Source organism: Streptomyces sp. NPDC031479 (assembly GCF_055581065.1).
Genome location: NZ_JBVIKC010000041.1, coordinates 1 through 25,535 on the forward strand (window position 1 = coordinate 1; position 25,535 = coordinate 25,535).

The window sequence follows — 25,535 nt, forward strand, 5'->3', positions numbered from 1 at the left end:
TCCAAGGTCTACTCCCTGGAAGACACCGGGCAGGCCGCCTACGACGTCCACCGCAACCTCCACCAGGGCAAGGTCGGCGTCCTCGCCCTCGCCCCGCAAGAGGGCCTCGGCATCCGCGACCACGAGCTGCGCGCGCAGCACCTCGACGCGATCAACCGCTTCCGCAACGTCTGAGTCCGCTCAAAGGCCATAAGGATCGCCTGAGATGACAGAGCGCCAGAAAGACCGTCCGTGGCTCATGCGGACGTACGCCGGCCACTCCACGGCCGAGGCGTCCAACGAGCTGTACCGCCGCAACCTCGCCAAGGGGCAGACCGGCCTGTCGGTGGCCTTCGACCTGCCGACGCAGACCGGCTACGACCCGGACCACATCCTCGCCCGCGGCGAGGTGGGCCGGGTCGGGGTCCCGGTCTCCCACCTGGGCGACATGCGACGGCTGTTCCAGGACATCCCCCTGGAACAGATGAACACCTCGATGACGATCAACGCCACCGCCATGTGGCTGCTGGCGCTCTACCAGGTGGCGGCCGAGGAGCAGGGAGCGGACGTCTCCCTGCTCCAGGGCACCACCCAGAACGACATCGTCAAGGAGTACCTCTCGCGCGGGACGCACGTCTTCCCGCCCGGGCCGTCGCTCCGGCTGACGACGGACATGATCGCGTACACGGTCAACCACATCCCGAAGTGGAACCCGATCAACATCTGCTCGTACCACCTCCAGGAGGCCGGGGCCACCCCGGTCCAGGAGATCTCGTACGCGATGTCCACCGCGATCGCCGTCCTGGACTCGGTGCGCGACTCGGGCCAGGTGCCCGAGGAGCGCTTCGGCGAGGTGGTCGCCCGCATCTCCTTCTTCGTGAACGCGGGCGTCCGCTTCATCGAGGAGATGTGCAAGATGCGCGCCTTCGGCCGGATCTGGGACCAGGTCACCCGGGAGCGCTACGGCATCGAGAACGAGAAGCAGCGCCGCTTCCGCTACGGCGTCCAGGTCAACTCGCTGGGTCTGACGGAGGCGCAGCCCGAGAACAACGTCCAGCGGATCGTCCTGGAGATGCTGGCCGTCACCCTCTCCAAGGACGCCCGCGCCCGCGCCGTGCAGCTGCCCGCCTGGAACGAGGCACTGGGCCTGCCCCGGCCCTGGGACCAGCAGTGGTCGCTGCGCATCCAGCAGGTCCTGGCGCACGAGAGCGACCTGCTGGAGTACGAGGACATCTTCGCCGGCTCCCACGTCATCGAGGCCAAGGTCGACTCCCTGGTCGCCGACTGCATGGCCGAGATCGACCGGATCCAGGAGATGGGCGGTGCGATGGCCGCCGTCGAGTCCGGGTACCTGAAGGGCGAGCTGGTCGCCTCGCACGCCGAGCGGCGCGCCCGGATCGAGGCCGGCCAGGACAAGATCGTCGGCGTCAACTGCTTCGAGCAGACCGAGGAGAACCCGCTGACGGCCGACCTGGACGGCGCCATCATGACGGTCGACCCGGCCACCGAGGCGCTGACCGTGGAGCGGATCGTCCGCTGGCGGGCCGAGCGGCAGGAGTCCTCGGACCGGCAGGGCGGCGGCGACCCGTTCGTCTTCCCGACGGTGATGCAGGCCCTGGACCGGCTCAAGGAGGCCGCCGCCGGGACCGAGAACCTGATGGAGGCGACCCTCGAATGCGCCCGTGCCGGTGTCACCACCGGCGAGTGGGCGAACGCGCTGCGCGAGGTCTTCGGCGAGTTCCGCGCCCCGACCGGGGTCTCCTCGGCCCCGGTGGCCGTCACCGCCGAGGAGGGCACGCCGATGGCCCTCGTCCGCGAGAAGGTCGCCCGCACCGCCGAGGACCTCGGTTCCGGCCGGCTGCGCCTGCTGGTCGGCAAGCCGGGCCTGGACGGGCACTCCAACGGCGCCGAGCAGATCGCCGTACGGGCCCGCGACGCCGGATTCGAGGTGGTCTACCAGGGCATCCGGCTGACGCCCGAGGAGATCTCCTCGGCGGCACTGGCCGAAGACGTGCACTGCGTGGGACTGTCCATCCTGTCCGGCTCGCACAGCGCGCTCGTGCCGGACGTGCTGGAACGCCTCCGCACGGCGGGGGCGGGTGACGTACCCGTCGTCCTCGGCGGCATCATTCCGAACGCCGACGCCATCGCGCTCAAGGCGGCCGGAGTCGCCGCCGTCTTCACACCCAAGGACTTCGGTATCACGGAGATCATCGGCCGTATCGTCGACGAGATCCGGAAAGCGAACAAGCTCGACCCTCTGGAGGTCTCCGCATGACCACGCCCACGTCTCCCGTGAACCGGCTGCGGCCGCGCCGTTCCTGCCTCGCGGTGCCGGGCTCGAACCCGCGGTTCCTGGAGAAGGCCCAGGGCCTGCCCGCCGACCAGGTCTTCCTCGACCTGGAGGACGCCTGCGCCCCGCTCGCCAAGGAAGGCGCCCGCCACACGATCGTGGACGCGCTGAACAACGGCGACTGGACCGGCAAGACCCGTGTGGTGCGCGTCAACGACTGGACCACCCACTGGACGTACCGTGACGTCATCACCGTCGTCGAGGGCGCCGGCCAGAACCTCGACTGCATCATGCTGCCGAAGGTCCAGGACGCCCAGCAGGTCGTGGCGCTCGACCTGCTGCTGACGCAGATCGAGAAGACGATGGGCTTCGAGGTCGGCAAGATCGGCATCGAGGCGCAGATCGAGAACGCCAAGGGCCTGGTGAACGTCGACGCGATCGCCGGCGCCTCGCCGCGGCTGGAGACCATCATCTTCGGCCCGGCCGACTTCATGGCCTCGATCAACATGAAGTCCCTGGTCGTGGGCATGCAGCCGCCCGGCTACCCGGCGGACGCCTACCACTACATCCTGATGCGGATCCTGATGGCGGCCCGCATGCACAACCTCCAGGCGATCGACGGCCCCTTCCTGCAGATCCGCGACGTGGACGCCTACCGCGAGGTGGCCGGCCGCGCCGCCGCCCTGGGCTTCGACGGCAAGTGGGTCCTGCACCCCGGCCAGGTCGACGCCGCCAACGAGGTCTTCTCCCCCTCCCAGGAGGACTACGACCACTCCGAGCTGATCCTCGACGCGTACGACTGGTGCACCTCCGAGGCGGGCGGCAAGAAGGGCTCCGCGATGCTCGGCGACGAGATGATCGACGAGGCCAGCCGCAAGATGGCCCTGGTCATCGCCGGCAAGGGCCGGGCCGCCGGCATGCAGCGCACCAGCAAGTTCGAGATCCCGGAGGCCTGATCCCGATGCAGTTCGGACGCACCTACGAAGAGTTCGAGGTCGGCGCGGTCTACAAGCACTGGCCAGGAAAGACGGTCACGGAGTACGACGACCACCTCTTCTGCCTGCTGACCATGAACCACCACCCGCTGCACATGGACAGCAACTACGCCGAGAACACCACGGACTTCGGCAAGAACGTGGTCGTCGGCAACTACATCTACTCCCTGCTGCTGGGCATGTCCGTGCCGGACGTCTCCGGGAAGGCCATCGCCAACCTGGAGATCGAGTCCCTGCGGCACGTGGCGCCGACCTTCCACGGCGACACGATCTACGGCGAGACCACGGTCCTCGACAAGACCCCGTCGAAGTCGAAGAACGACCGCGGGATCGTCTACGTCGAGACCAAGGGCTACAAGCAGGACGGCACCCTCGTCTGCGTCTTCCGGCGCAAGGTGATGGTCCCGACCGAGACGTACATCAAGGAGCGCGGCGGCGAGCAGCCCGGCCGCCCGCAGCTGAAGGAACAGGGGAAGTAGCCATGGCCCGACTCGCCCAGACCGCCGGGCTCACGGACGTCCAGCGGGAGATCCTGAAGACGGTCCGCGAGTTCGTCGACAAGGAGATCATCCCGGTCGCGACCGAGCTGGAGCACCGCGACGAGTACCCGCAGCAGATCGTCGACGGTCTCAAGGAGCTCGGCCTGTTCGGCCTGATGATCCCCGAGGAGTACGGCGGCCTGGGTGAGTCGTTGCTCACCTACGCGCTGTGCGTCGAGGAGATAGCGCGGGGCTGGATGTCCGTCTCGGGCATCATCAACACCCACTTCATCGTGGCGTACATGCTCAAGCAGCACGGCACGCAGGAGCAGAAGGACCACTTCCTCCCGCGGATGGCGCTGGGCGAGGTCCGGGGCGCGTTCTCGATGTCCGAGCCGGGTCTGGGCTCGGACGTGTCGGCCATCACGTCCAAGGCGGTGAAGGACGGCGACGAGTACGTCCTGAACGGCCAGAAGATGTGGCTGACGAACGGCGGCACGTCCACGCTGGTGGCCGTCCTGGTCCGGAGTGACGAAGGACACCCCGAGGGCACCGCGCCCCACAAGTCGATGACCACCTTCCTCGTGGAGAAGGAGCCGGGCTTCGGAGAGGTCCGTCCGGGCCTGACGATTCCGGGCAAGATCGACAAGATGGGCTACAAGGGCGTCGACACGACCGAGCTCATCATGGACGGACTGCGCATTCCGGCCAATCGCGTCCTCGGCGGCCAGACGGGCCGAGGGTTTTACCAAATGATGGACGGGGTCGAGGTCGGCCGCGTCAACGTGGCGGCCCGTGGCTGCGGCGTCGCTCAGCGTGCGTTCGAGCTGGGTGTCTCCTATGCCCAGCAACGTCACACTTTCGGCAAGGCGATCGCCGAGCACCAGGCCATCCAGTTCAAGCTGGCCGAGATGGCTACCAAGGTCGAAGCCGCCCATGCCATGATGGTCAATGCAGCACGCAAAAAGGACTCCGGGGAACGAAACGACCTCGAAGCCGGGATGGCGAAGTACCTCGCCTCCGAATACTGCAAGGAGGTCGTGGAGGATGCCTTCCGCATCCACGGCGGCTACGGATTCTCGAAGGAGTACGAGATCGAGCGCCTCTACCGCGAGGCGCCGATGCTGCTGATCGGCGAAGGTACCGCCGAGATCCAGAAAATGATCATCGGGCGACGCCTGCTTGAGGAGTACCGGACCCAGGGCTGAAAGTCCCTTTTGCGGTGAATCGCCCAGCGATTCACCGCGAAAGAGTCACTAGCAGTCACGGGTCGGGGGTCATCGACTCGGCTTCTGGCTTGCCCAGTTGTTGCGCGCAACCGATAGCATTCCAGTAAAGCCGCCGTCCCGTCCCCCCGTTTGCGGCGCGGCAATCACCCGCTACGAAGGTCATCCATGCCCCACAGCCAAACCTCTGCACCTCGCGTCGGCCTCCTCGGTGGACGTCTCGCACGCGGAGCATCGCCGTGGCTTCTGCCGACCGTCGCCACCGCGGCCCTCAGCCTCACCCGGGCGCGCAAGTCCGGACGCTGGGCCGCGGCGGCCGTGCCCGCCACCGCGCTCGCGGCGGGCATGCTGTGGTTCTTCCGCGACCCCGAGCGTGAGATCACCGAGGGCCGCGTCATCTCGCCCGCCGACGGTGTGGTGCAGAGCATCATGCCGTGGAAGGACGGGCGCACTCGCGTCGCGATCTTCATGAGCCCGCTGAACGTCCACGTCAACCGCGCGCCCCTCGCGGGCACGGTGACGTCCGTGGAGCACATCCCCGGCGGGTTCGTCCCGGCGTTCAACAAGGAGAGCGAAAACAACGAGCGCGTCGTCTGGCACTTCGACACCGAGCTCGGCGACATCGAGATGGTGCAGATCGCCGGCGCCGTCGCGCGTCGCATCGTCCCGTACCTGCCGGCCGGCACCAAGGTGGAGCAGGGCGAACGCATCGGTCTGATCCGCTTCGGCTCGCGCGTCGACATCTACCTCCCCGAGGGTGTCGAGGTCGCGGTCGAGGTCGGTCAGGCCACCACCGCGGGGGTGACCCGAATTGACCGTGACTGACCCTGAGACCCCTGCCACCGGCTGGGTTCCCGAGCGCGCCGAGGAGGAGTCCGCCGAAGACGACATGCCGCTCTCGCTGCGGCTGTCGATAGCGGACACCCTCACCCTCGGTAACGCGACCTGCGGATTCATGGCGGTGTACTTCACCACCACCGGAATCCTCATCCCGCACCTCACCGGCAGCGGCGAGTCGGGCATGGCCCGGCACAGCGCGGCGACCGCGGTGATACTGATGCTCCTCGCGGCGGTCTTCGACCTCTTCGACGGCATCGTCGCCCGGAAGCTGCGCAGCTCGCCGATGGGCGCGGAGCTCGACAACCTGTCCGACCTGATCAGCTTCGGTCTGGCGCCGGCGTACTTCGTGCTCGTCTACGGCATGGTCGCCGACGACGCGCACCAGAAGATGTCGGCACTGGCGGCGATCGTGGTGCTGCTGGCGGTGGTCCTGCGGCTGGCGAGATTCAGCTGCGTGACCATGAAGGACGGCATGTTCCAGGGCATGCCCAGCCCCTTCGGCGCCCTGACGGTCGTCTCGATCGTGCTGCTGGAGCTGCCGTTCGTGCCGACGCTGCTGGCGATCATCGGGGTGGCCTGGCTGATGGTGAGCCGGGTCGAGTACCCCAAGCCGCGGGGTGTCCTCGCGGCGGCGATGCTCAGCTGGATCGTCGGTGCCATGGGGCTGCTGGCCGCCTGGGCGTTCGACGCCCCGGGTGGGCAGCTCCTGCTCCAGACGGGCTGCGCGCTGCAGATCGCTCTGGCGGCGACCATTCCGCTGTTCGCGACGACCCGTCGCGCGAACACGTTCCGCCACAACCGGCGGGAGGCGCGGGCGGCGCAGCTGCCGTAACGCCGCCGCTCGGCCGTGCGCGCGAGACCCCGGACGCCCTGAGGCGCCCGGGGTCTCCTCGTATATGCGTCCCCACGGATTGCCCCGCTCCACAGGGTGTGACGATCGGTCTCGCAGTGTCTAGCATGTCGCTGCACAGCGTGAACACAGACCCGTCCAGGTTGAGGAATCAATGTGAACAAGGCCGTGATCGTGGGGATCGACCGCTACCTGGAGGCCCCGTTAGCAGGGTGCGTCAACGATGCGAGGGACATGGCGACCTGCCTCTCCTTCCCTGAGTTCGACTTCGACTGCAAGCTGCTGGTCGATTCGCAGGCCACCCGCAGCAACATCGTCCGCTCCTTATCGGAACTCGCCTATGGCGAGGAGGAGGGCGATACCCTGCTCTTCTACTTCGCCGGACATGGTGCGGTACTCGGACAGGCAGGGCACCTCGTCACCTACGACGGGGAGGCCTACGACCTCGGCATCCCGCTGAGCCAGCTAGGTCAGCTGATGGAGTCAGCGAGCCACCGCTTCAAGCACGTGATCACCGTGCTCGACTGCTGTCATTCAGGGTCGGCCTTCACCTGGACGAGCAGTCGACCCCTCCAGGCTGGGGACATTGAGCGTGAGGTACCCGCCGTCAATGAGAGCCGGTGCATCCTGGCCGCTTGCCGCCCTGAACAGAAGGCGTTGGAGTTCTCCGGACGGGGCGTCTTCACCAGCGCCCTGACGGAGGCCGTGATGGGGTCTGCCGTGAACTGGAGCGGCGAGGTCACACTTCTGGGAGTGTACGAGTATGTGGCCGCCGTGGTATCCGAGGCCATCCAGACCCCCGTCTTCAAGGGCGACATCGCCGGCACGGTCGTCCTCGGAAGGGGCTTTCCGCCCCGGGAGGGCCCTCCCATCGGCAAGGACGAGCTCGCGCACAACCTCGCCAAGGCCCACTCCCTGGTGGACGAATACCACTACCTCCAGTTGAGCCAGCTGTCTGAACGTAACGTACGACTCAAATACGGCGCCAAGCACTGTTCAGCCCAGCTGGTTCCTCTGGTCAAGTGGTTCGACGACACCGAGAAGGCCCTGCCGGACGTCAAGCGGAATCCCGACTGGCAGTCGCTCATGTCCCGAGTCCGGGAGTTCCGCAAGAATCTCGGAGATCTCAGCGTCGGCGAAGAGACCCGGTTCGGTCGTGTCGTTCGCCCCCTGGGCCACGGCGGCTACGGTCATGTGTGGCTACTGGAGGACCCGGATGGCAGGTCATACGCCATGAAGGTCTTCCACGGAAACGAACTGGATGACGAGGTGAAGGTACGCCGCTTCGCCAATGGCTACCACAACATGCGGAAGCTCGCCCATCCACACATCGTGAGGGTGCACGAGATGATCTCGGCGCCCTACGGCTTCCTCATGGACGCCATCCCAGGCGACAACCTCCGCAAGGCGTACATCAACCGCGAGGAACCTGAAGCGGTCCTTCAGCTGATGATCGACGTCTGCGAGACAGTCCGTCACGCCCACTCACAGCAAGTGCGGCACCGCGACATCAAGCCGGAAAACATCATCGCCACGTACGACGGCGAGACAGGCCGACTCCAGCCCTACCTGACCGACTTCGACCTCGCGTACCACGAAACCAATCGCACCGTCACCACCAACATCGGGGTGGGGGGAGTGATCAACTACGCAGCACCGGAACAGCTGTTCGAGCCCAATGCCAAAACCGCCCGCAGTGAAACCGTGGACGTCTTCAGTCTGGCCCAGCTGATGTTCTTCGTGATCACCGGCCGGGACCCCAGCGGCGAGAACTTCGCAAAAAACGTCGAGATCCTCACCCGCGAGCTCGGCCAATGGATCGACGACCGGGCCGCTGACGCCCTGATCGGACTCTACCGAGAGGCGACTGACAAAAACCCCAGCCAGCGCCCGGAGAACGTCGGACTTTTCGTCAGCGTCCTACGTGAGGCGGAGTCCATCATCCAGATGGCCAGCGGTACGGACTCCGTGCCGGAGCAGGACCTCTGCCGACGGATCGGACACCTATACGCCGGCATGAACGAGTATGCCGCCAGCGAGGGTGAGTGCCGGATGAACAGCCGGTCCCGCCAGGTGGAGATCGTCGTTCGGATCAAGAACTTCACAAGCTTGGGGCGGGCGTCTCTTGAGATCGAGCTTTCGGTTACCTCCGGGATCCCCGTTCCCTCACTCACCTCCGGCAAGTCCGCCCGCCAGTCGATAAACCTGCGCCTCGACCGCATCGTGGGGAAGCTGCCGGGGGTACGGCGCAGCGCAGGGAACAAGGGCGCCTACCAGTGCTTCCTGGGAGTGGAGGACGTCACCCTCGACGTGGCCGGGGTCAACCGCGTGGTGGAGGTGATCTCGCAGACAGTGGCTGGCATCGAGCAGTGGTGAGGATGAGCTGACAGCACGGCCCACGTAACCTTGATGTCGGAAAACTGCCAGCCCGGGTCCGGTCCGGACGGGAAGCTGGGGGCATGTACACCGACACCGACCGCTGCGTCAGGGCCGTGCAGTCGAAGGACGCCCGTTTCGACGGGTGGTTCTTCACCGCCGTCCGGACCACCGGGATCTACTGCCGGCCCAGCTGTCCCGCCGTGCCCCCCAAGGTCGAGAACATGAGCTTCCTGCCCAGCGCCGCCGCCTGCCAGCAGGCCGGGTACCGGGCCTGCAAGCGGTGCCGGCCGGACACGAGCCCCGGCTCTCCCGAGTGGAACGCCCGCGCCGACGCCGTGGCCCGGGCCATGCGGCTGATCCAGGACGGGGTGGTCGACCGGGAGGGGGTCACCGGGCTGGCGGCCCGGCTCGGGTACTCCACCCGCCAGGTCGAGCGGCAGCTCGGCGCCGAGCTGGGGGCCGGGCCCCTCTCGCTCGCCCGCGCGCAGCGCGCGCAGACCGCCCGGCTGCTGATCGAGACCTCCGAGCTGCCGATGGGCGACGTCGCGTTCGCCGCCGGGTTCGCCTCCATCCGCAACTTCAACGAGACGGTGCGCGAGGTCTTCGCGCTCACCCCCGGCGAGCTGCGGGCGAGGGCCGCCAAGGCCGGCCGCAGTGAGCCCCGGGTGCCCGGGACGATCAGTCTTCGGCTGCCCTACCGGGCCCCGCTGAACCCCGACAACCTCTTCGGGCACCTGGCCGCCACCGCCGTCCCCGGGGTGGAGGAGTGGCGGGACGGGGCCTACCGGCGGACGCTGCGGCTCCCGTACGGCACCGGGGTGGTCGCGCTCACGCCGGGTCCCGAGCACATCGGCTGCCGGCTGGCCCTGACCGACCTGCGGGACCTGACCATCGCCATCAGCCGCTGCCGCTGGATGCTGGACCTGGACGCCGACCCGGAGGCCGTGGACGACCAGCTCCGCACCGATCCGCTGCTGGCCCCGCTGGTGGACAAGGCGCCCGGGCGGCGGGTTCCGCGCACCGTGGACGCGGCGGAGTTCGCCGTACGGGCGGTGCTGGGCCAGCAGGTGTCCACGGCCGCCGCGCGCACGCACGCGGCCCGCCTGGTGACCGCGTACGGGGAGCCGGTGGAGGATCCGCAGGGCGGGCTGACCCACCTCTTCCCGGCCCCGGAGGCGCTGGCCGGCCTCGACCCGGAGACCCTGTCGATGCCGCGCAGCCGCCGCACCACGCTCACCACCCTGGTCGGGGCGCTGGCGGACGGTTCGCTGCCGCTGGGCATCGACAGCGACTGGGAGGCGGCCCGCGCCGCCCTGAACGCCCTGCCCGGTTTCGGGCCGTGGACCACCGAGATCATCGCGATGCGGGCGCTGGGCGACCCGGACGCGTTCCTGCCGTCCGACCTGGGGGTCCGGCGGGCCGCCCGGGGGCTGGGGCTGCCGTCCACCCCGGCCGCCCTGACCGACCGGGCGGCCGGGTGGCGGCCCTGGCGGGCGTACGCCGTGCAGTACCTGTGGGCCACCGAGGACCACGCCATCAACCACCTCCCCGTTTGAGGAGCGGAGCACATGAGCCGAGGAATGAACAGCGCCGCGAGCAGCGCCGTGAGCAGCAGGAAGACCCACACCGAGGTGCAGAGTCCCCTGGGGACCCTGACCCTGGTGGCCACCGACGGGGTGCTCAGTGCCCTGTACATGACCGAGCACCGGCACAGGCCCGGTGAGGAGACCTTCGGGGAGCGGGTGCCGGCCGACGAGGGGCCCTTCCCCGAGGTGGTGCGCGAGCTGACGGCGTACTTCGCCGGGGAGCTGACGGAGTTCACCGTCCCGGTCCACCTGGAGGGCACCCCGTTCCAGCGCAGCGTGTGGGAGCAGCTGCTGCGGATCCCGTACGGCGAGACCTGGTCCTACGGGCGGCTCGCGGCGGAGCTCGGCAAGCCGAACGCCTCGCGGGCGGTGGGTCTGGCCAACGGGAAGAACCCGGTCAGCATCATCGTGCCGTGCCACCGCGTCATCGGCGCCTCGGGCGCGATGACGGGCTACGGCGGCGGCTTGGACCGCAAGGTGCGGCTGCTGGAGCTGGAGGGGCGGTAGGGACGGCTACCGTCGGGGTCAGATGACGGCCAGGGGGACGAGGAGGGCGAAGCCGGCTCCGGCCTCCACCGCGTAGGCGTAGAGGGACGGGTGCTGGACGGGGGCGGCCAGCAGGACGAGGCTCTGCTGGGTGGCGGCGGCGGTCACCCAGTCGCCGTCGGCGCCGAGCCGGCCCTGGTACCAGCCCTCGCAGGCGCCGGGGCCGGTGACGGCGAGCAGGTCGTCCTCGCGGCGGTAGAAGGCCTGCCAGCCCTCGGCGGGAGCGGACCAGCCCTCGAAGTCCTCGAACGGGGCCCAGCCCCCCTCGCGTATCGCGGTGTCGAACAGCCAGACCGGGGTGCCCTCTTCGGTGACCTCGCCCCCCGACTGCTCTTCGGTGGTGAAGTGGACCATGGGGAGGGCGTCGGGACCGTCGGCCGTGCTGGGCCAGGCGTACATCGTGATCATCTGCTGATTCTGTCCTGCTCGCAGTAGGCGCCGTGTTCAACCCCCCGGCCGGGCCGGGGTCTTACGCGGAGTCGGGCCGGCGGCCGTTCTCCAGTTCCACGGTGCCGCCGCCCGATTCCAGGACGCGGCACGCCTCCCGGGCGCGCAGGCCGACCGCTCCGGGGAGGTATTCGGTGAGCCGCTCGGGCTCGACGAGCTTCCAGGAGAGGAGTTCCTCCTCCTGGAGCACGACGGCGTCGAGCCGGTCGGCGTCGAGCACCCCGCCGTCGTAGAGGTAGGCCACCAGGGGCGGGCGGCCGGGTCCCAGGCTCCAGTCGACGGCGAGGAGCCGCCCGAGGGGGACGTCGATGCCGATCTCCTCGGCGCTCTCGCGCCGGGCGGCGGTGCGGGGGGACTCGTTCCGGTCGGACTCGACGGTGCCGCCCGGCAGGGCCCAGCCCTCGCGGTAGTTGGGCTCGACCAGCAGGACCCGGCCCCGCGCGTCGCGGTAGAGGGCGGCGGCCCCGGCCAGCACCCTCGGCAGGCTCGCGATGTAGGCGGCGTAGTCATCGGTGGTGGTCACGCGGCCACCCTAACCGGCCCGCCCGGCACGGGTGCCGGGCGCCCCCGCGATCACCCCTGGGGGTGGCCGCCGTCCTCGCGGTCGCGGCCCTTGGACTCGGCGACGCGCCGCAGCCGGTGGTGGCGGGCGGGGCCCTGTTCGGTGACGGCGTCGCCGACCATCGCCTTGACGGCGTCCCGCATCCCGTGATGGGCGTGGTGGCGGGCGGGGCCGGCGCCGGGGTCCGTCCGGAGTTCCTTCACCAGCGCCCAGCAGAGCAGCATCATGACGATCACGAACGGCAGCGCGACCAGGATGGTCGCGGTCTGCAGGGACTTGAGGCCGCCGGCGACGAGCAGGACGGCGGCCACGCCGGCCATCAGGACGCCCCAGGTGACGACGAGCCAGGTCGGCGGGTGCAGCGAGCCGCGGCTGGTGAGCGAGCCCATGACCAGGGAGGCGGAGTCGGCGCTGGTGACGAAGTACGTCATGACGAGGGCCATCGCCACCCAGGAGGTGACCGTGCCGAGCGGGAGCGCGTCGAGCATCGCGAACAGCGAGGCCTCCGTACCGTCCTTGATCTTGGCCGCGAAGTCGACGACGCCGGTGGAGTCGAGGCGGATGGCGGTGCCGCCCATGACGCAGAACCAGACGACGGTGGCGCCGCTGGGAACCAGGAGCACGCCGATGAGGAACTCGCGGATGGTGCGGCCGCGGGAGATGCGGGCGATGAAGGTGCCGACGAACGGGGCCCAGGAGAGCCACCACGCCCAGTAGAAGATCGTCCAGGCGCCGAGCCACTTGGCGTCGGTGAAGGCGCCGGTGCGGGTGGCCATGGGCACGAGTTCGTGCAGGTAGCCGCCGATGCTGGAGGGGATCACGTCCAGGATGTAGATGGTGGGGCCGAGCACGAAGACGAAGACCATCAGGACCGCGGCGAGCACGATGTTGATGGTGCTCAGCCACTTCACGCCCTTGTGCAGGCCGGAGAAGGCGGAGAGCACGAAGGCCGCCGACAGCGAAGCGATGATGATCAGTTCGACACCGGTGGAGTCCTCGATTCCCGTGGTGATGCTGAGCCCCTTGGAGACCTGGAGCGCGCCGAGGCCGAGGCTGGTGGCGGTGCCGAAGACGGTGGCGAAGACGGCCAGGAGGTCGACGGCCTTCCCGGCCCACCCGTTGGCCCGCTCCTCCCCCATCAGCGGCACGAAGGCGGAGCTGAGCCGGTTGCCGCGGCCCTTGCGGAAGGTCGCGTAGGCGAGGGCGAGGCCGGCGATGCCGTAGATCGCCCAGGGGGTGAGGGTCCAGTGGAAGAAGCTGTACTCCATGGCCGCCAGGGCCGAGGCGCCGCTGCTCGGGGCGGCCCCGGAGGCCGGGGGCGGGATCAGGTAGTGGGTGAGCGGCTCGCCCACCCCGTAGAACATCAGGCCGATGCCCATGCCCGCGCTGAACATCATCGCGATCCACGCGAGGTTGGTGAACTCGGGCTCGGAGTCGTCGGCGCCCAGCCGGATCCGGCCGAAGCGGCTGATGGCGAGGACGACGCACATGACGAGGAACACGTCGGCGGCGATCACGAAGAGCCAGGCGAAGTTGTTCAGCACCCAGGCCAGGGCCGTGCCGGAGGCCGTGTCGAAGGAGCTCCCGCCCAGGGCCGCCCAGGCGACGACGGCGAGCACGGCGACCACCCCCACGGTGACGACGGTGCGGTCGGGCGCGCCGTCCGCCGGGGAGCCGGCCCCCTCTCCCCGGACATCCGGAGGTTGCTGTTCCATCGAATCCGTGCCCATGCGGCCACACTATGCAGGCGTATATCCGTATTTAGGCGCATGGCGCGCCGCATGTGGCCCAGGCCACTCATGGGCATAGGAGGATCCTCCGGATAAGCTCATGGTGGCGCGACTGCACTGTTCGATAGCAAGGGATTAGCAAAGGTGACGGACGGAGCAGTAACTGAGGCCGCGCGCGTGCTCATCGCCGCGGACAAATTCAAGGGCTCGCTCACGGCCGTTCAGGTCGCTGAGCGGGTGACGGCGGGGCTCCGCAGGGCCGTACCGGGCGTGGAGATCGAGACCCTCCCGGTCGCGGACGGCGGCGACGGGACCGTCGCGGCCGCTGTCGCGGCCGGGTTCGAACGCCGGGAGGTACGGGTCACCGGCCCCCTCGGCGACCAGGTCACGGCCGCGTTCGCGTTGCGCGAGGGCACCGCGGTGGTCGAGATGGCGGAGGCCTCCGGCCTCCAGCTGCTGCCCGCGGGCACCTTCGCGGCGCTGACGGCGACCACGTACGGTTCCGGCGAGCTACTCAGGGCCGCGCTGGACGCGGGCGCGCGCTCGATCGTCTTCGGTGTGGGCGGCAGTGCCACCACCGACGGCGGCGCGGGCATGCTGGCCGCGCTGGGCGCGGTGTTCCTGGACGCGAACGGCGAACCGGTCGGTCCGGGCGGCGGCGCGCTGGCCGGCCTGGCCTCCGCGGACCTGTCCGGTATCGACCCCCGCTTCGCGGAGGTGGACTTCGTCCTGGCCAGCGACGTGGACAACCCGCTGACCGGCCCGAAGGGCTGCGCGGCGGTCTACGGCCCGCAGAAGGGCGCCTCGCCCGAGGACGTGGCGACGCTCGACGCGGCGCTGGCGCACTTCGCGGTGGTGCTGGAGAAGTCGATCGGCCCGAAGGCCGCCGAGTGCGCGGTGCTGCCGGGCGCGGGCGGGGCCGGCGGCATCGGCTACGGTGCGCTGCTGCTCGGCGCCACGTTCCGTCCCGGCATCGAGCTGATGCTGGAGGTGCTGGGCTTCGCCCCGGCGCTGGAGCGCGCCACGCTGGTGATCACCGGTGAGGGTTCGCTGGACGAGCAGACCCTGCACGGCAAGGCCCCGGCGGGCGTCGCCGCCGCGGCGCGGGCCGCCGGCAAGCCGGTCGTGGCCGTCTGCGGGCGCCTGCTGCTGACCCAGGAGGCCCTGGAGGGTGCCGGCATCCGCCGGGCCTACCCGCTGACGGACCTGGAGCCCGACCCGGCCAAGTCCATCCCGAACGCCGGTCCCCTGCTGGAGCGGGTCGCGGAGAACATCGCCGCCGACGTGCTCTGAGTTCCTCCCGGAGCGCGGCCCCGAGGCCCGGCACCCCCTTGGCGGGGGTGCCGGGCCTCGGGCGTTACGGAGCCCGCCCTCCCGCGGGGCCGGGTGGCCGGAGGGCGGGGCGCCGGCGCCGTCCCGGAACAGGGGCTACGCGCTGAGCGCGGTGCGGGCCGCGGAGAGCAGGCCGGCCGTGGTCACGACCCGGGCGAAGCCGCCGCCCTGGAGGTTGACGGCGGTGGCGGTGGCCAGCTCGTCGGCGGTCAGGGACAGGCCCGCCGGGCCCGCGAGGTCGAAGGTGTGGGTGGCGTCCAGCGGTACGAGCACGTCGTAGCCGAGGTTCCCGGCCATGCGGGCGGTGGTCTCGACGCACATGTTGGTCTGGATCCCCACGACGACCAGCTGGCCGATGCCCCGTGCCGTCAGCCAGGCCGCCAGGTCGGGGGTCCCGTAGAAGGCCGAGTTGACGGTCTTGGTGATCAGCGGGGAGTCGTGGCGGCGCTCCTCGACGAAGTCCTTGAGGGCGTATCCGGGCCGGTCCGGGGCGAGGACGGAGCCGGTGCGGGCGGAGGCGTGCCGGACGAGGACGACGGGGCGGCCCGACTCCCGCCAGGCGTCCATCAGCGCGGCGATGTTCTCCTCGGCGGCCGGGTTGTTGCGCGGACCCCAGAAGGAGGCGTCGTCGAAGCCCTTCTGGACGTCGATGACGATCAGGGCACTGTCGGGGGCGATCTCGATCGCGGTCTCGTTCATGGCTCCATCGTGGCCGTCGGGCGGGGCGCGCCCCAGCGGCTGCGGGGACCGTGAACGATGGGATCCTGCCAGGCTGGCAGTTCCGTGCACCCCGGTTCTGGCAGAGTTGCCGCATGCACCGCGTCGCGATCGTCGCCCAGCCCGGGATCCGCAGCTTCGACCTCGCCGTCATCACCGAGGTCTGGGGCCCGGACCGCGCCCGGGCCGGGGTACCGCCCTTCGAACTGCGCCGCTGCGCGCTGGAGAGCGGTCCGATCGCGCTGCCCGGCGGGCTCACCCTCACCCCCGACCGGGGCCTCGACTGGCTCGGCGCCGCCGATCTGGTCGTCGTACCGGCCTTGGCGGAGCCCACCGACCCGACGCCCGAGCCGGTGCTGGCCGCGCTGCGGGCGGCGCACGCCCGGGGCGTTCCGGTGGCCGCCCTGTGCGCGGGGGCCTTCGTCCTCGCCGAGGCCGGGCTGCTCGACGGCCGCCGCGCGGTGACCCACTGGTGGCTCGCCCCGCAGCTCGCCGCCCGCCACCCCGAGGTGCTGGTCGAGGAGGCCCCGCTCTACGTGGAGGACGACGGGCTGTGGACCTCCGCCGGGGTGGCCTCCGGCATCGACCTGTGCCTGCACCTGGTGCGCGAGGCCCACGGGTCCGAGGCGGCCGCCGCGATCGCCCGCTCGATGGTGACCGGCCCCTTCCGCACCGGGGACCACGCCCAGTACCTGGACCGGCCCACCCCGTCGGCCGACCGGACGGCCGAGGCGCTGGCCGCCGTACGGGAACGGGCCCTGCGACGGCTGCACGAGCCTCTGGACGTGGCCACGCTGGCGCGGTGGGCGGGCATGTCCCCCCGTTCCTTCGCCCGGCACTTCGCCGCCGCCACCGGGACCACCCCCCACAAATGGCTGCTGCGGCACCGTCTGGACGAGGCCCGCAAGCTGCTGGAACGCACCGACCATCCGGTCCCCGAGGTGGCCCGGCGGGCCGGGTTCGCCAGCGAGGTCACCTTCCGCCAGCACTTCGGCGCCCACGTCGGTGTGAGCCCGCGCGCCTACCGCGCGGCGGCGTCCGCCGCCTCCGCGGTCCCCGCCGCCTCACCCCCGGGCGGCGACAGTGTTAGAAATGGCTCATGACCGCACGTTCGGGTCGGGACGGTGAAGCGCGGCCGGAAAGCCTGCCCGCGCGCCACTCCCTGGGCCGCCGCAGCCTCTCCGGCGAGGTCTTCGTGCTCCAGGCCGTCATCGTGCTGGTGCTGATCACTGCGGCCACGCTCGCCCTGGTGTTCCAGGCCCGCTACGACAGCCGGCAGGACGCCCGTAACCGCGCCCTCGCCGCCGCCGAGGCCTTCGCCCACGCCCCCGGTCTGCCCGCCGCCCTGGCCTCCTCCGACCCGACGGCCTCGCTGGAACCCCTGGCGGAGGGCGCCCGCCGGGGCTCCGGCCTCGACTTCGTCGCCGTCATGACCAAGGACGGCATCCGCTACACCGACTCCCGGCCCGAGCTGATCGGCAAGCGCGCCAAGGGCGACCTCGCCCGCGCGGCGGCCGGACACTCGTTCACGGAAGTCTTCACGGGCCAGCCGAGCGACGCGGTCCGCGCCGTGGTCCCCGTACGCGACGCGCAGGGGAAGGTCGTCGGCCTGGTCGCCACCGGCATCGAGGTGCAGAACGTCGGGCAGGCCCTGAGCGGGCAGTTGCCGCTGCTGCTCGGCGCGGCCGCCGGGGCCCTGCTCCTGGGGACCGCGGGCGCCGCACTGGTCAGCCGGAGGCTGCGGCGCCAGACCCGGGGCCTGGGCGCGGCCGACATGGCCAGGATGAACGAGCACCACGAGGCGGTGCTGCACGCGGTGCGCGAGGGCGTGCTCATCGTCGACGCCGACCACCGGCTGCTGCTCGCCAACGACGAGGCCCGACGGCTGCTGGACCTGCCCCCCGACGCCGAACGGCGGCACGTGGCCGACCTCGGCCTCGACCCGCGCACCACCGAGCTGCTGGTCTCCGGCCGGGTCGCCACCGACGAGGTGCACCTGGCGGGCGACCGGCTCCTGGCCGTCAACGTACGGCCCACCCAGCCCTCCGGCGGACGGCCCTCGGGCAGCGTCATGACCCTGCGCGACACCACTGAGCTCTCGGCGCTCTCCGGCCGCGCCGAGGTGGCCCGGGAGCGGCTCCAGCTGCTCTACGACGCCGGGGTGCGCATCGGGACCACCCTGGACGTGGTGCGCACCGCCGAGGAGCTGTCGGAGGTGGCCGTCCCGCGCTTCGCCGACTTCGTCACCGTCGAGCTGCTGGAGCCGGTGCTGCGCGGGGACGAGCCCTCCCCCGCCTCCGGGGTGCACACCGAGATGCGGCGGGCGGCCATGACCGGGGTCCGCAGCGACCAGCCGCTCCAGCCGGTCGGGGACGTCATCCGCTTCGCGGTGCCGACCGCTCCGATGGCGGCGGCCCTGGACGCCGGGCACGCGGTGCTCGCCGCCGACCTGCACGCCGCCATGGGCTGGCGGGCCCAGGACGCGGCCGGAACCCGGGTCGCCCTCGACTACGGACTCCACTCGCTGATCTCCGTACCGCTCCAGGCGCGGGGCGTGGTCCTCGGCATGGCCAACTTCTGGCGGGCCGCCGACACGCCCGAGGCCTTCGACGAGGAGGACCTGTCCTTCGCCGAGGAGCTGGGGGCACGGGCGGCCGTGTCCATCGACAACGCCCGCCGCTTCACCCGTGAGCACGCCACCGCCGTGACCCTCCAGCGCAGTCTGCTGCCCCGGGTGCTGCCGGACCTGAGCGCGGTGGACGTTGCCTTCCGGTACCTGCCCGCGAAGGCGGGCGTGGGCGGGGACTGGTTCGACGTGATCCCGCTGCCGGGGGCCCGGGTGGCGCTGGTGGTGGGCGACGTCGTGGGGCACGGGGTGCACGCCGCGGCCACGATGGGCCGGCTGCGGACCGCCGTGCACAACTTCTCCACGCTCGACATCCCGCCCGACGAGCTGCTGGGACACCTGGACGAGCTGATCGACCGGATCGACCAGCTGGAGAACGGCAAGCCCGCCGCGGGCGACGGCGGGGACCCCGGCGCGGGCGACGGCCGGGAAGTGGAGGAGACCGCCGGGATCACGGGCGCCACCTGCCTCTACGCGGTGTACGACCCGGTCTCCGGGCAGTGCACGATGGCCAGCGCCGGCCACCCGGGGCCCGCCCTGGTGCATGCCGACGGGCGGGTGGAGTTCCCGGAGCTGCCGGCCGGGCTCCCCCTGGGGGTGGGCGGTATGCCCTTCGAGACGGCGGGGCTGGTGCTGCCCGAGGGGAGCCGGCTCGTGCTGTTCACGGACGGGCTGCTGGAGGACCGCGACCGGGACTTCGACGCCGGGCTGGCGGTGCTCCGGGAGACCCTGGCACAGCCCGGCCGCAGCCCCGAGCAGGCCTGCGCGGACGTCCTGGCGGCGCTGCTGTTCCCTGCGCCGAGCGACGACATCGCGCTGCTGATCGCCGACACCCGGCGGCTGGATGCCGGCCGGATCGCCGAGTGGGACGTGCCGGGCGACCCGGTGGCCGTCTCGCGGGTGCGCCGGGAGGCCTCGGCGCAGCTGGCCGCTTGGGGGATGGAGGAGGTCTCCTTCCCTGCCGAGCTGGTGCTCAGCGAGCTGATCACCAATGCCATCCGGTACGGGAACGAGCCGATCCGGGTCCGGCTGCTGCGGGACCGCAACCTGATCTGCGAGGTGTCCGACAGCAGCAGCACCTCCCCGCACCTGCGGTACGCGACCACCACCGACGAGGGCGGGCGCGGGCTGTTCCTGGTCGCGCAGTACGCCGACCGGTGGGGGACCCGGTACACGGAGCGCGGCAAGGTCATCTGGGCGGAGCTGTCGCCGTCGGACGGCGACGGGCCGCCGCTGCCCGGGGCGCTGGACCTGGACGCGCTGGAGGACCTGGCCTGGTGACGGGGGCGGGGCACGGGCCCCGGGCGGGCCGATGCCCGGCGGCGGGGCCCGTGGTGTCAGAGCGGGCGGGGGCGGGCCAGCAGCACCGCCACGTCGTCCTGGGGCGCCGCGGGCAGCAGCCCGGCCAAAATGCCCTCGCACAGGGTCTCCAGGGGCTCCGTGGCCCGTCGCAGCGCCAGCGCGAGGCGTTCGAGGCCCTCGTCGAGGTCCCGGTCGCGGGCTTCGATCAGCCCGTCGGTGTAGAGGGCGAGCAGGGTCCCCGGGGGCAGCGGGACCTCCTGGACGGGGAAGTCCCGGCCGCCGGTGCCCAGCGGGGTCCCGGGCGGGCCCTGGAGGAAGGACACCGTGCCGTCGGCGGTGGCCACGGCGGGCGGCGGGTGGCCGGCGCGGGCCATGGCGCAGCCGCCGGCCGCCGGGTCGTGGACGGCGTACACGCAGGTGGCCATCTCGTCCTCGCCGAGGTCCGCGACGACGGCGTCCAGGGAGCGGAGCATCCGGTCGGGCGGCACGTCGTGGCGGGCGAGGGTGCGCACGGCGGTGCGCAGCTGGCCCATGACGGCGGCCGCGTGGATCCCGTGGCCCATCACGTCCCCGATGACCAGGCCGGTGCGGCCGCCGGGCAGCTGGATGACGTCGAACCAGTCGCCGCCCACGTCGTGGTCGCTGGCGGGCAGGTAGCGGCCGGTGAGCTCCAGGCCGGGGACCTCGGGGAGCGCGCTGTTGGTGAGGCTGCGCTGGAGGGTGAGGGCGGCCCGCCGCTGGGTGGTGTACATGCGGGCGTTGTCGATGTTGAGGGCGGCGCGGGCGACGAGTTCGTCGACGAGGACGCAGTCCTGTTCGTCGAAGGGCTCGCGTCCGCGCAGCCGGGTCACGGCGACGGCGCCGAGGACCGTGCCGCGGGCGACGAGGGGGACCATGCGGGCGCAGCCGAGGGAGGCGAGGTAGGCGCGCAGCTCGTCGGCCCTGGGGTCGGTGATCAGGGCGGGGACGTCGGCGCTGTAGAGGTTCATCGGGATGCCTTCCTCGATGACCCGTTCGTAGGCCGTGCCGGCCGGGATCCGGAAGGTCTGGCCGGGCTTGAGCCGGGCGGTCGGCGCGAAGGGGTCGGGGAAGACGGCCGCGAGTCTGCGCAGGAGCCCCTGGGTGGAGGCGCCGGCCTCGTCCGGTTCCAGTACCGATTCGAGGAGCTGTACGTCGGCCGAGTCGGCGAGCTCCGGCACCAGCAGGTCGACGATCTCCTGGGCGGTCTGGCGCAGGTCCAGGGTGGTGCCGATGCGGGTGCCGGCCTCGGCGAGGCGGGCGAAGCGGGCGCGGGCCCGTTCGGCCTCCAGCTGGGCCCGCTGGCCCTCGGTGATGTCGATGAGGGAGGCGATCACGCCGAGGGGGCGGCCGGAGCCGTCGAGCAGCGGGGCGTAGGAGCAGGACCAGGTCCGGTCGTGGTCGGGGTCGGCGGGGGTGCGGCCGGTGCGGCGGACGTCGACGACGGCGGTGCCGGACTCCAGCACCCGGCGCATGGTGGCCTCCAGGGCGACGGCGTTGACGCCGGGCACGACCTCGGTGAGGCGCCGGCCGAGGTGCTCGGCGGCGGAGGCGCCGTTCATCCGGGCGAGGGCGTCGTTGACGCGCAGGAAGCGCAGGTCGGTGCCGAGGGTGGCGAGGCCGATCGGCGACTGGGTGAACAGGCTCTGGAGGGCGGCGAGGGAGTCCCGCATGTGCAGGACCTCGGAGGTCTCGACGGCGATGAGCATGGCACCCGTACGGCCCTGCGGGTCGGCGGCGGGCACGATCCACATCTCCATCGCCACCCGGTGGCCGTCGCGGTGGCGCACGGGCAGGGTGCCGACGACGGTCTCCCCGGCCTGGACCCGGCGGGTCAGGTCCTGGGCGAGTTCGCGGTTGGCCTCCGGTACGAGGACGGTGTTGCCGGGCCGGCCGAGGATCTCCTCGGGGCGGTGGCCGAGCAGGTCCTGGGCGGCCAGCGACCACTCCACGACGACGCCGTCCGCGTCCTCCCGCCACAGGGCGATCGGCAGCAGCTCGCGCAGTACGCCCGCGTACCCGACGCCCGCCGCCGGCGGATCGGGCACCTCGCTCGTCGACTGGTACGTGTCCAATGCAGCGACCTCACCCCGGGGGGGTCCGATTCCTACCGATTCACCCTATCCGAGGGCTCGGCCCGGGGCGCTGTGTCCGGAGGGACCGGGGCATGACGAAGGCGATCCGCAGGAGCTGCGGTCAGGATCCCGCGCGGGCCGGGGCGGGCGGGGCGGGACCCGGTGGGCGCGAGGAGCCGCCGCCTCCGTCCCGCCACGTCCCGCCGCACGCCGCACCGCGGTCAGCGGGTCGGCCGGCCGGTCAGAAGTCCACCTGGGCGCGCACGTCGGCACGGCCGACCGACTCCAGCTCCCAGGTCTTGCAGTACAGGCGCCGGATGTACTCGATGTCGGCGTTGCGGGCGTGGGCCTCGCGCACCGGGTACATCACGGTCAGCTCGTACGATCTCTCACGGTTGATGTCGCCCTCCTTGTCGCGCCACTGCCCCCGGGCCTCCTGGAGGGTGAGCCCGGAGGGGAAGCGCGGGGTGATCACGTCGGCCACGAACTTCATGAACTCCTCTTCGGTGATCGGCGGGTTGCCGTTGTGGCGCCCGGTGCCGAAGTAGAGGTGCGTCGAGATGTACGGGCTGCCCTCCTCGGCGACGGTCTGCTCGCTCGCCGCCGAGGCCTCGTGCGTACCGAAGGCGGCCTCCGAGGCGGGGCCGCCCAGCGCGAAGAGGAGGGCCGCCGCCGCCAGGAAGGCAGCCGCGGGCGTCGAGATCCGGATGGATCGCATGTCGTCGTCCTGTCTGTCGGGTCGGGTCGGTTCTGTCGGGTCGGTTCTGTCGGGTCGGGTCGGGGCATGTCGTGGCGGATCGGGTCGGGTCGGGTCGGGGTGCGGCCGGTCCGGTCGGGGAGGGCCTGGTCCGGGCGGGGTCTCCCCGGTCCGGGCAGGCTCAAGCGGGCAGCGACTCCAGCAGGAAGGCCGCCGCGTCCCGTACGCCGCCCGGCGCGTCCGCGCACCCGCGCAGGCCCGCCGCCGTCCGGCCGAGGGTCTCGGTCGTGCGGACCGACCCGATGCCCGCGGCGCGCGGGGCCACCTCCGCGATCAGCTCCTCGGCCTCGCGCCACGCCCCGGCCCCCGCCAGGGCGGAGAGCAGCTCCGCCGTGAACAGGTGCCGGTAGGCGGGTCCGGGGGCGGTGGCCGCCTGGTGCAGCAGGGGGATGGCCCGGTCCCAGCGGCGCAGCCTGGCCTGGACCCAGCCGTGGTGACCGAGCAGCTCGGCCTCGTCGATCCACCAGGCCCAGTGCGGGTCGCGGTGCGAGACGCCGTCCAGGAAGCGGCTCCGGGCGCGGGCGATCAGCTCCAGTGCCTCGGAGCGCGCGCCGAGCAGGGCCGTCGCGTGCGCCCGGCGGACCAGGACGAGGGCGGCGACGCGGGCGGGCAGCGGGCGGGGCCCGCGCACCCGGTCCGCGCTCAGCAGTGCGGCGCGCGGGTGGCCCGTGTGGGTGGTGAGCATGCTGTGGTTGAGCAGGACCAGTCGCGCCGTCCAACGGTCGCCGCACAGCCGGGCGAGGGCGAGGGCCCGCGCGTTCATCCGGTGGGCCGGCCGGTAGCGGCCCGCGTCGAAGAGGATCCAGCCGATGACCTCGGACAGTTCGGCGAGGGCCGCGAGCCCGTCGGCGTCCCGGTCGCGCAGCGCGCCCGGGTCGGCCGACAGCTCCGGGATCCGCCGCACGGTCTCCCGTACGGCGGGTACGGCGGCGGTCGCCCCCCGCTCGGTGTCGAGGGCCACGAGGCGCCGTACGGCGGCCAGGGCCACGGCCGCGGACACGGCGGGCGGCGTCATGACAGCAGGCCGGCGCCGACCGGACCGGGGCTGCTCTGGCCGAGGGCGTTGAAGGAGTCCGCGACCCTGGTCAGCCAGTCCACCTCGTCGCGGAAGTCCTCGTACGGCGGCCGTGCCGGGATGTCGGACTCGGCGTCGGCCCGCTCCGCCCGCTCGGCCCGTTCCTCGGCGGGACGGCTCAGGACGGCGCGCACCTGGAGCGCCTCGCCCAGCGGGGAGGTGGGGTCCTCGGGGAGGTCCAGCGAGCGCGCGACGCGGGAGAACTCCGCCATCGAGAGCGCGGTGCGCAGGATCAGCTGTCCGTCCCGTATCTCGATCACGCGCCGGTAGAGGCTGTACTGGGGATCGCGGGGCGGCACCAGGTCGCCCAGCCAGGACCTCGGCGGGTCGAGGGCGATGTCGGGCGACGCCTGGTACAGCGCCCACCACAGGGGCCGCAGCCGCAGGTACGAGCGGTAGCTGCGGATCCAGCCGCGGGCGCGCGTGATGTGGATGCCCCAGGAGGGGATGGTCCAGCCGGCGATCTGCAGCAGTGCGCCGACGCTGCCGCTGGTCCACTGGACGGGGTCGAGGGCGGCCGCGTCGAAGCCCAGGCGCGTGCCCGCGATCTGGATGCCCCGGGTGACGCAGTAGACCAGGATCAGGCTGGCGCCGACGGTGACCGTGCGCATGCCGACCTTGAGCCACTGGCGGTTGACCATCCCGGTGAAGCGCAGCGACAGCCGGACCGTCTCGAACTGCCCGACGGCGCACACCAGCAGGTAGAACGACATGTAGAGGGCGTATCCGCGGTGCTGGATGCTGAGCAGGATGGTGGAGGTGGCCGTCTCGGAGTGGGCCACGGGGCCGACGACGAAGGAGGAGACCACCAGCACGGCCAGGGCCGCGCCGAAGACGAGGACGCGGCGGCGCGCCATCCGCGGGGCCTCGGCGGGCGGCACCGACCAGTAGACGAGGACCACCTGCTGGGCCGCGGTGAGCACGACCACCGCCGCCTGGGTGATCAGGGAGGTGATGTTCGGCAGCCCGAAGAAGCCGGAGATGTGCAGCCGCAGCTGGTCCAGGTCGACGAGGAAACTGATCCCGGAGCAGAGGAAGTAGGTGCACAGGGCCCACAGGGCGACGTCGCGCCGGCGGCGCAGCAGGTCGGGGAGGCGGTAGCCGAAGGCCGCGAGGCCCACGAAGGCGCAGACCCACGCGAGGACCGTGTAGATCACGCGGGCCCCTGGTCGGGTCGGCCGAGTCCGCTCTCGATGCGGGCCACGATCTCGGCGGCCTCGTCCGGGACGCCCCAGGCCGGTTCCGTCCAGCGCTTGGCGGCGCGGGCCAGGATCAGCGAGGCCATCGTCTCGGCCTCCTGCTCCTCGTCGTCGCTGTAGCGGGAGCGCATCAGCATGCCCCGCACGGCTTCGGGCTCGACGTCGGGCAGGAGCAGGCTCGGATCGCCCGGATCGTTCCGGTCGAGTTGCACCGAGCCGCTGTGGTCGAAAGCGATGTGGGCGAGTTCGTGCGCGATGATGTGTTCTTTGTGTGAAGGCGTCGCCGCCTGCTCGAACACAATGACGTCGAACTCATCCATTTTCAGCCAGATTCCGAACAAGTGCCGTTCGGGGAAAGGCGTCGCCAGCAAATGGATGGGACGTTGACGGCGCTCACTGAGGTGGCGCAGGAGTTCGTCGATTCCACAGCCGTGTTCCATGCCCCATTCCGCGAGCAGGGCCTCACACGTGTGACGGACCTTCTTGAGGCGGCGCCTGAGCCGCCTGTCCTCCGACGCCGGT

At 71.5% G+C, this 25,535-nt stretch carries 21 protein-coding genes and 1 pseudogene; 13 read left to right on the forward strand and 9 right to left on the reverse strand.

The genetic code is table 11. The annotated features are described in order from the left end of the window. The 10 genes and pseudogenes from ACZ5D2_RS31800 to ACZ5D2_RS31845 form a co-directional block, all read left to right on the forward strand. Positions 1-174, forward strand: a pseudogene (locus ACZ5D2_RS31800) (crotonyl-CoA carboxylase/reductase); the annotation flags it as partial. 31 nt (positions 175-205) lie between these two features. Then, on the forward strand, positions 206-2,257 hold the full coding sequence (locus ACZ5D2_RS31805) for a protein meaA (RefSeq protein WP_371675821.1): 2,052 nt from the start codon (positions 206-208) through the stop codon (positions 2,255-2,257). Next, positions 2,254-3,228: an HpcH/HpaI aldolase/citrate lyase family protein gene (locus tag ACZ5D2_RS31810; protein WP_371675822.1), complete on the forward strand. Its 975-nt coding sequence runs from the start codon at positions 2,254-2,256 to the stop codon at positions 3,226-3,228. Before ACZ5D2_RS31805 ends, ACZ5D2_RS31810 begins: the two co-directional genes overlap by 4 nt. A 5-nt stretch (positions 3,229-3,233) precedes the next feature. After that, on the forward strand, positions 3,234-3,746 hold the full coding sequence (locus ACZ5D2_RS31815; RefSeq protein ID WP_030155134.1) for a MaoC family dehydratase: 513 nt from the start codon (positions 3,234-3,236) through the stop codon (positions 3,744-3,746). Between the two features lie 2 nt (positions 3,747-3,748). Further along, positions 3,749-4,954, forward strand: a complete 1,206-nt coding sequence (locus ACZ5D2_RS31820) for an acyl-CoA dehydrogenase family protein (protein WP_030235019.1) — start codon at positions 3,749-3,751, stop codon at positions 4,952-4,954. A 186-nt stretch (positions 4,955-5,140) separates the two neighbouring features. Next, positions 5,141-5,797, forward strand: coding sequence for a phosphatidylserine decarboxylase (locus tag ACZ5D2_RS31825; protein ID WP_030235022.1), 657 nt, complete (start codon positions 5,141-5,143; stop codon positions 5,795-5,797). Then, complete coding sequence (pssA, locus tag ACZ5D2_RS31830; RefSeq protein WP_199922199.1) at positions 5,784-6,644, forward strand: CDP-diacylglycerol--serine O-phosphatidyltransferase; 861 nt, start codon at positions 5,784-5,786, stop codon at positions 6,642-6,644. Before ACZ5D2_RS31825 ends, pssA begins: the two co-directional genes overlap by 14 nt. Before the next feature lie 174 nt (positions 6,645-6,818). Then, the gene (locus ACZ5D2_RS31835) at positions 6,819-9,038 is read left to right on the forward strand and encodes a protein kinase domain-containing protein (protein ID WP_371675823.1); all 2,220 of its coding nucleotides are present in this window, start codon (positions 6,819-6,821) and stop codon (positions 9,036-9,038) included. 83 nt (positions 9,039-9,121) lie between these two features. Continuing rightward, positions 9,122-10,597, forward strand: coding sequence for an AlkA N-terminal domain-containing protein (locus tag ACZ5D2_RS31840; protein WP_371675824.1), 1,476 nt, complete (start codon positions 9,122-9,124; stop codon positions 10,595-10,597). 12 nt (positions 10,598-10,609) lie between these two features. Further along, the gene (locus ACZ5D2_RS31845) at positions 10,610-11,134 is read left to right on the forward strand and encodes a methylated-DNA--[protein]-cysteine S-methyltransferase (RefSeq protein ID WP_371675825.1); all 525 of its coding nucleotides are present in this window, start codon (positions 10,610-10,612) and stop codon (positions 11,132-11,134) included. Positions 11,135-11,152: 18 nt separating this feature from the next. Here ACZ5D2_RS31845 and ACZ5D2_RS31850 read toward each other — a convergent pair whose 3' ends face one another. The 3 genes from ACZ5D2_RS31850 to ACZ5D2_RS31860 form a co-directional block, all read right to left on the reverse strand. Beyond that, positions 11,153-11,581, reverse strand: coding sequence for a hypothetical protein (locus ACZ5D2_RS31850; protein ID WP_266843702.1), 429 nt, complete (start codon positions 11,579-11,581; stop codon positions 11,153-11,155). A gap of 61 nt (positions 11,582-11,642) precedes the next feature. Then, positions 11,643-12,143 carry an NUDIX domain-containing protein gene (locus ACZ5D2_RS31855; protein ID WP_266843700.1) on the reverse strand — a complete coding sequence of 167 codons (501 nt, stop codon included), beginning with the start codon at positions 12,141-12,143 and terminating at the stop codon, positions 11,643-11,645. 50 nt (positions 12,144-12,193) lie between these two features. Then, entirely contained in the window at positions 12,194-13,912 is a 1,719-nt protein-coding gene (locus ACZ5D2_RS31860) for a BCCT family transporter (protein WP_371675826.1), read from the reverse strand. Positions 13,913-14,056: 144 nt separating this feature from the next. Here ACZ5D2_RS31860 and ACZ5D2_RS31865 point away from each other — a divergent pair, with 144 nt between their 5' ends. After that, positions 14,057-15,205: a glycerate kinase gene (locus ACZ5D2_RS31865; protein ID WP_371675827.1), complete on the forward strand. Its 1,149-nt coding sequence runs from the start codon at positions 14,057-14,059 to the stop codon at positions 15,203-15,205. Between the two features lie 135 nt (positions 15,206-15,340). Here the strand turns inward: ACZ5D2_RS31865 and ACZ5D2_RS31870 are convergent, their stop codons facing one another. After that, the gene (locus ACZ5D2_RS31870; protein WP_371675828.1) at positions 15,341-15,943 is read right to left on the reverse strand and encodes a cysteine hydrolase family protein; all 603 of its coding nucleotides are present in this window, start codon (positions 15,941-15,943) and stop codon (positions 15,341-15,343) included. Between the two features lie 113 nt (positions 15,944-16,056). Here ACZ5D2_RS31870 and ACZ5D2_RS31875 point away from each other — a divergent pair, with 113 nt between their 5' ends. Beyond that, complete coding sequence (locus ACZ5D2_RS31875) at positions 16,057-17,064, forward strand: GlxA family transcriptional regulator (protein ID WP_371675829.1); 1,008 nt, start codon at positions 16,057-16,059, stop codon at positions 17,062-17,064. Continuing rightward, positions 17,061-19,868 (forward strand): SpoIIE family protein phosphatase, encoded by a 2,808-nt coding sequence (locus ACZ5D2_RS31880; protein ID WP_371675830.1) that lies wholly within the window; start codon positions 17,061-17,063, stop codon positions 19,866-19,868. Before ACZ5D2_RS31875 ends, ACZ5D2_RS31880 begins: the two co-directional genes overlap by 4 nt. Positions 19,869-19,924: 56 nt before the next feature. Here ACZ5D2_RS31880 and ACZ5D2_RS31885 read toward each other — a convergent pair whose 3' ends face one another. From ACZ5D2_RS31885 to ACZ5D2_RS31905, 5 genes are all read right to left on the reverse strand, one after another. Further along, positions 19,925-21,982: a SpoIIE family protein phosphatase gene (locus ACZ5D2_RS31885; RefSeq protein ID WP_371675831.1), complete on the reverse strand. Its 2,058-nt coding sequence runs from the start codon at positions 21,980-21,982 to the stop codon at positions 19,925-19,927. A gap of 241 nt (positions 21,983-22,223) precedes the next feature. Further along, positions 22,224-22,700, reverse strand: a complete 477-nt coding sequence (locus tag ACZ5D2_RS31890) for a DUF3574 domain-containing protein (RefSeq protein WP_371675832.1) — start codon at positions 22,698-22,700, stop codon at positions 22,224-22,226. Positions 22,701-22,860: 160 nt separating this feature from the next. Further along, complete coding sequence (locus tag ACZ5D2_RS31895; protein WP_371675833.1) at positions 22,861-23,754, reverse strand: DNA-binding protein; 894 nt, start codon at positions 23,752-23,754, stop codon at positions 22,861-22,863. Next, positions 23,751-24,971, reverse strand: coding sequence for an MAB_1171c family putative transporter (locus tag ACZ5D2_RS31900; protein ID WP_371675834.1), 1,221 nt, complete (start codon positions 24,969-24,971; stop codon positions 23,751-23,753). The genes ACZ5D2_RS31895 and ACZ5D2_RS31900 overlap by 4 nt, the downstream gene beginning before the upstream one ends. Then, positions 24,968-25,453 carry a BTB/POZ domain-containing protein gene (locus tag ACZ5D2_RS31905; RefSeq protein ID WP_468934169.1) on the reverse strand — a complete coding sequence of 162 codons (486 nt, stop codon included), beginning with the start codon at positions 25,451-25,453 and terminating at the stop codon, positions 24,968-24,970. The genes ACZ5D2_RS31900 and ACZ5D2_RS31905 overlap by 4 nt, the downstream gene beginning before the upstream one ends. Between the last annotated feature and the right edge of the window lie 82 nt (positions 25,454-25,535).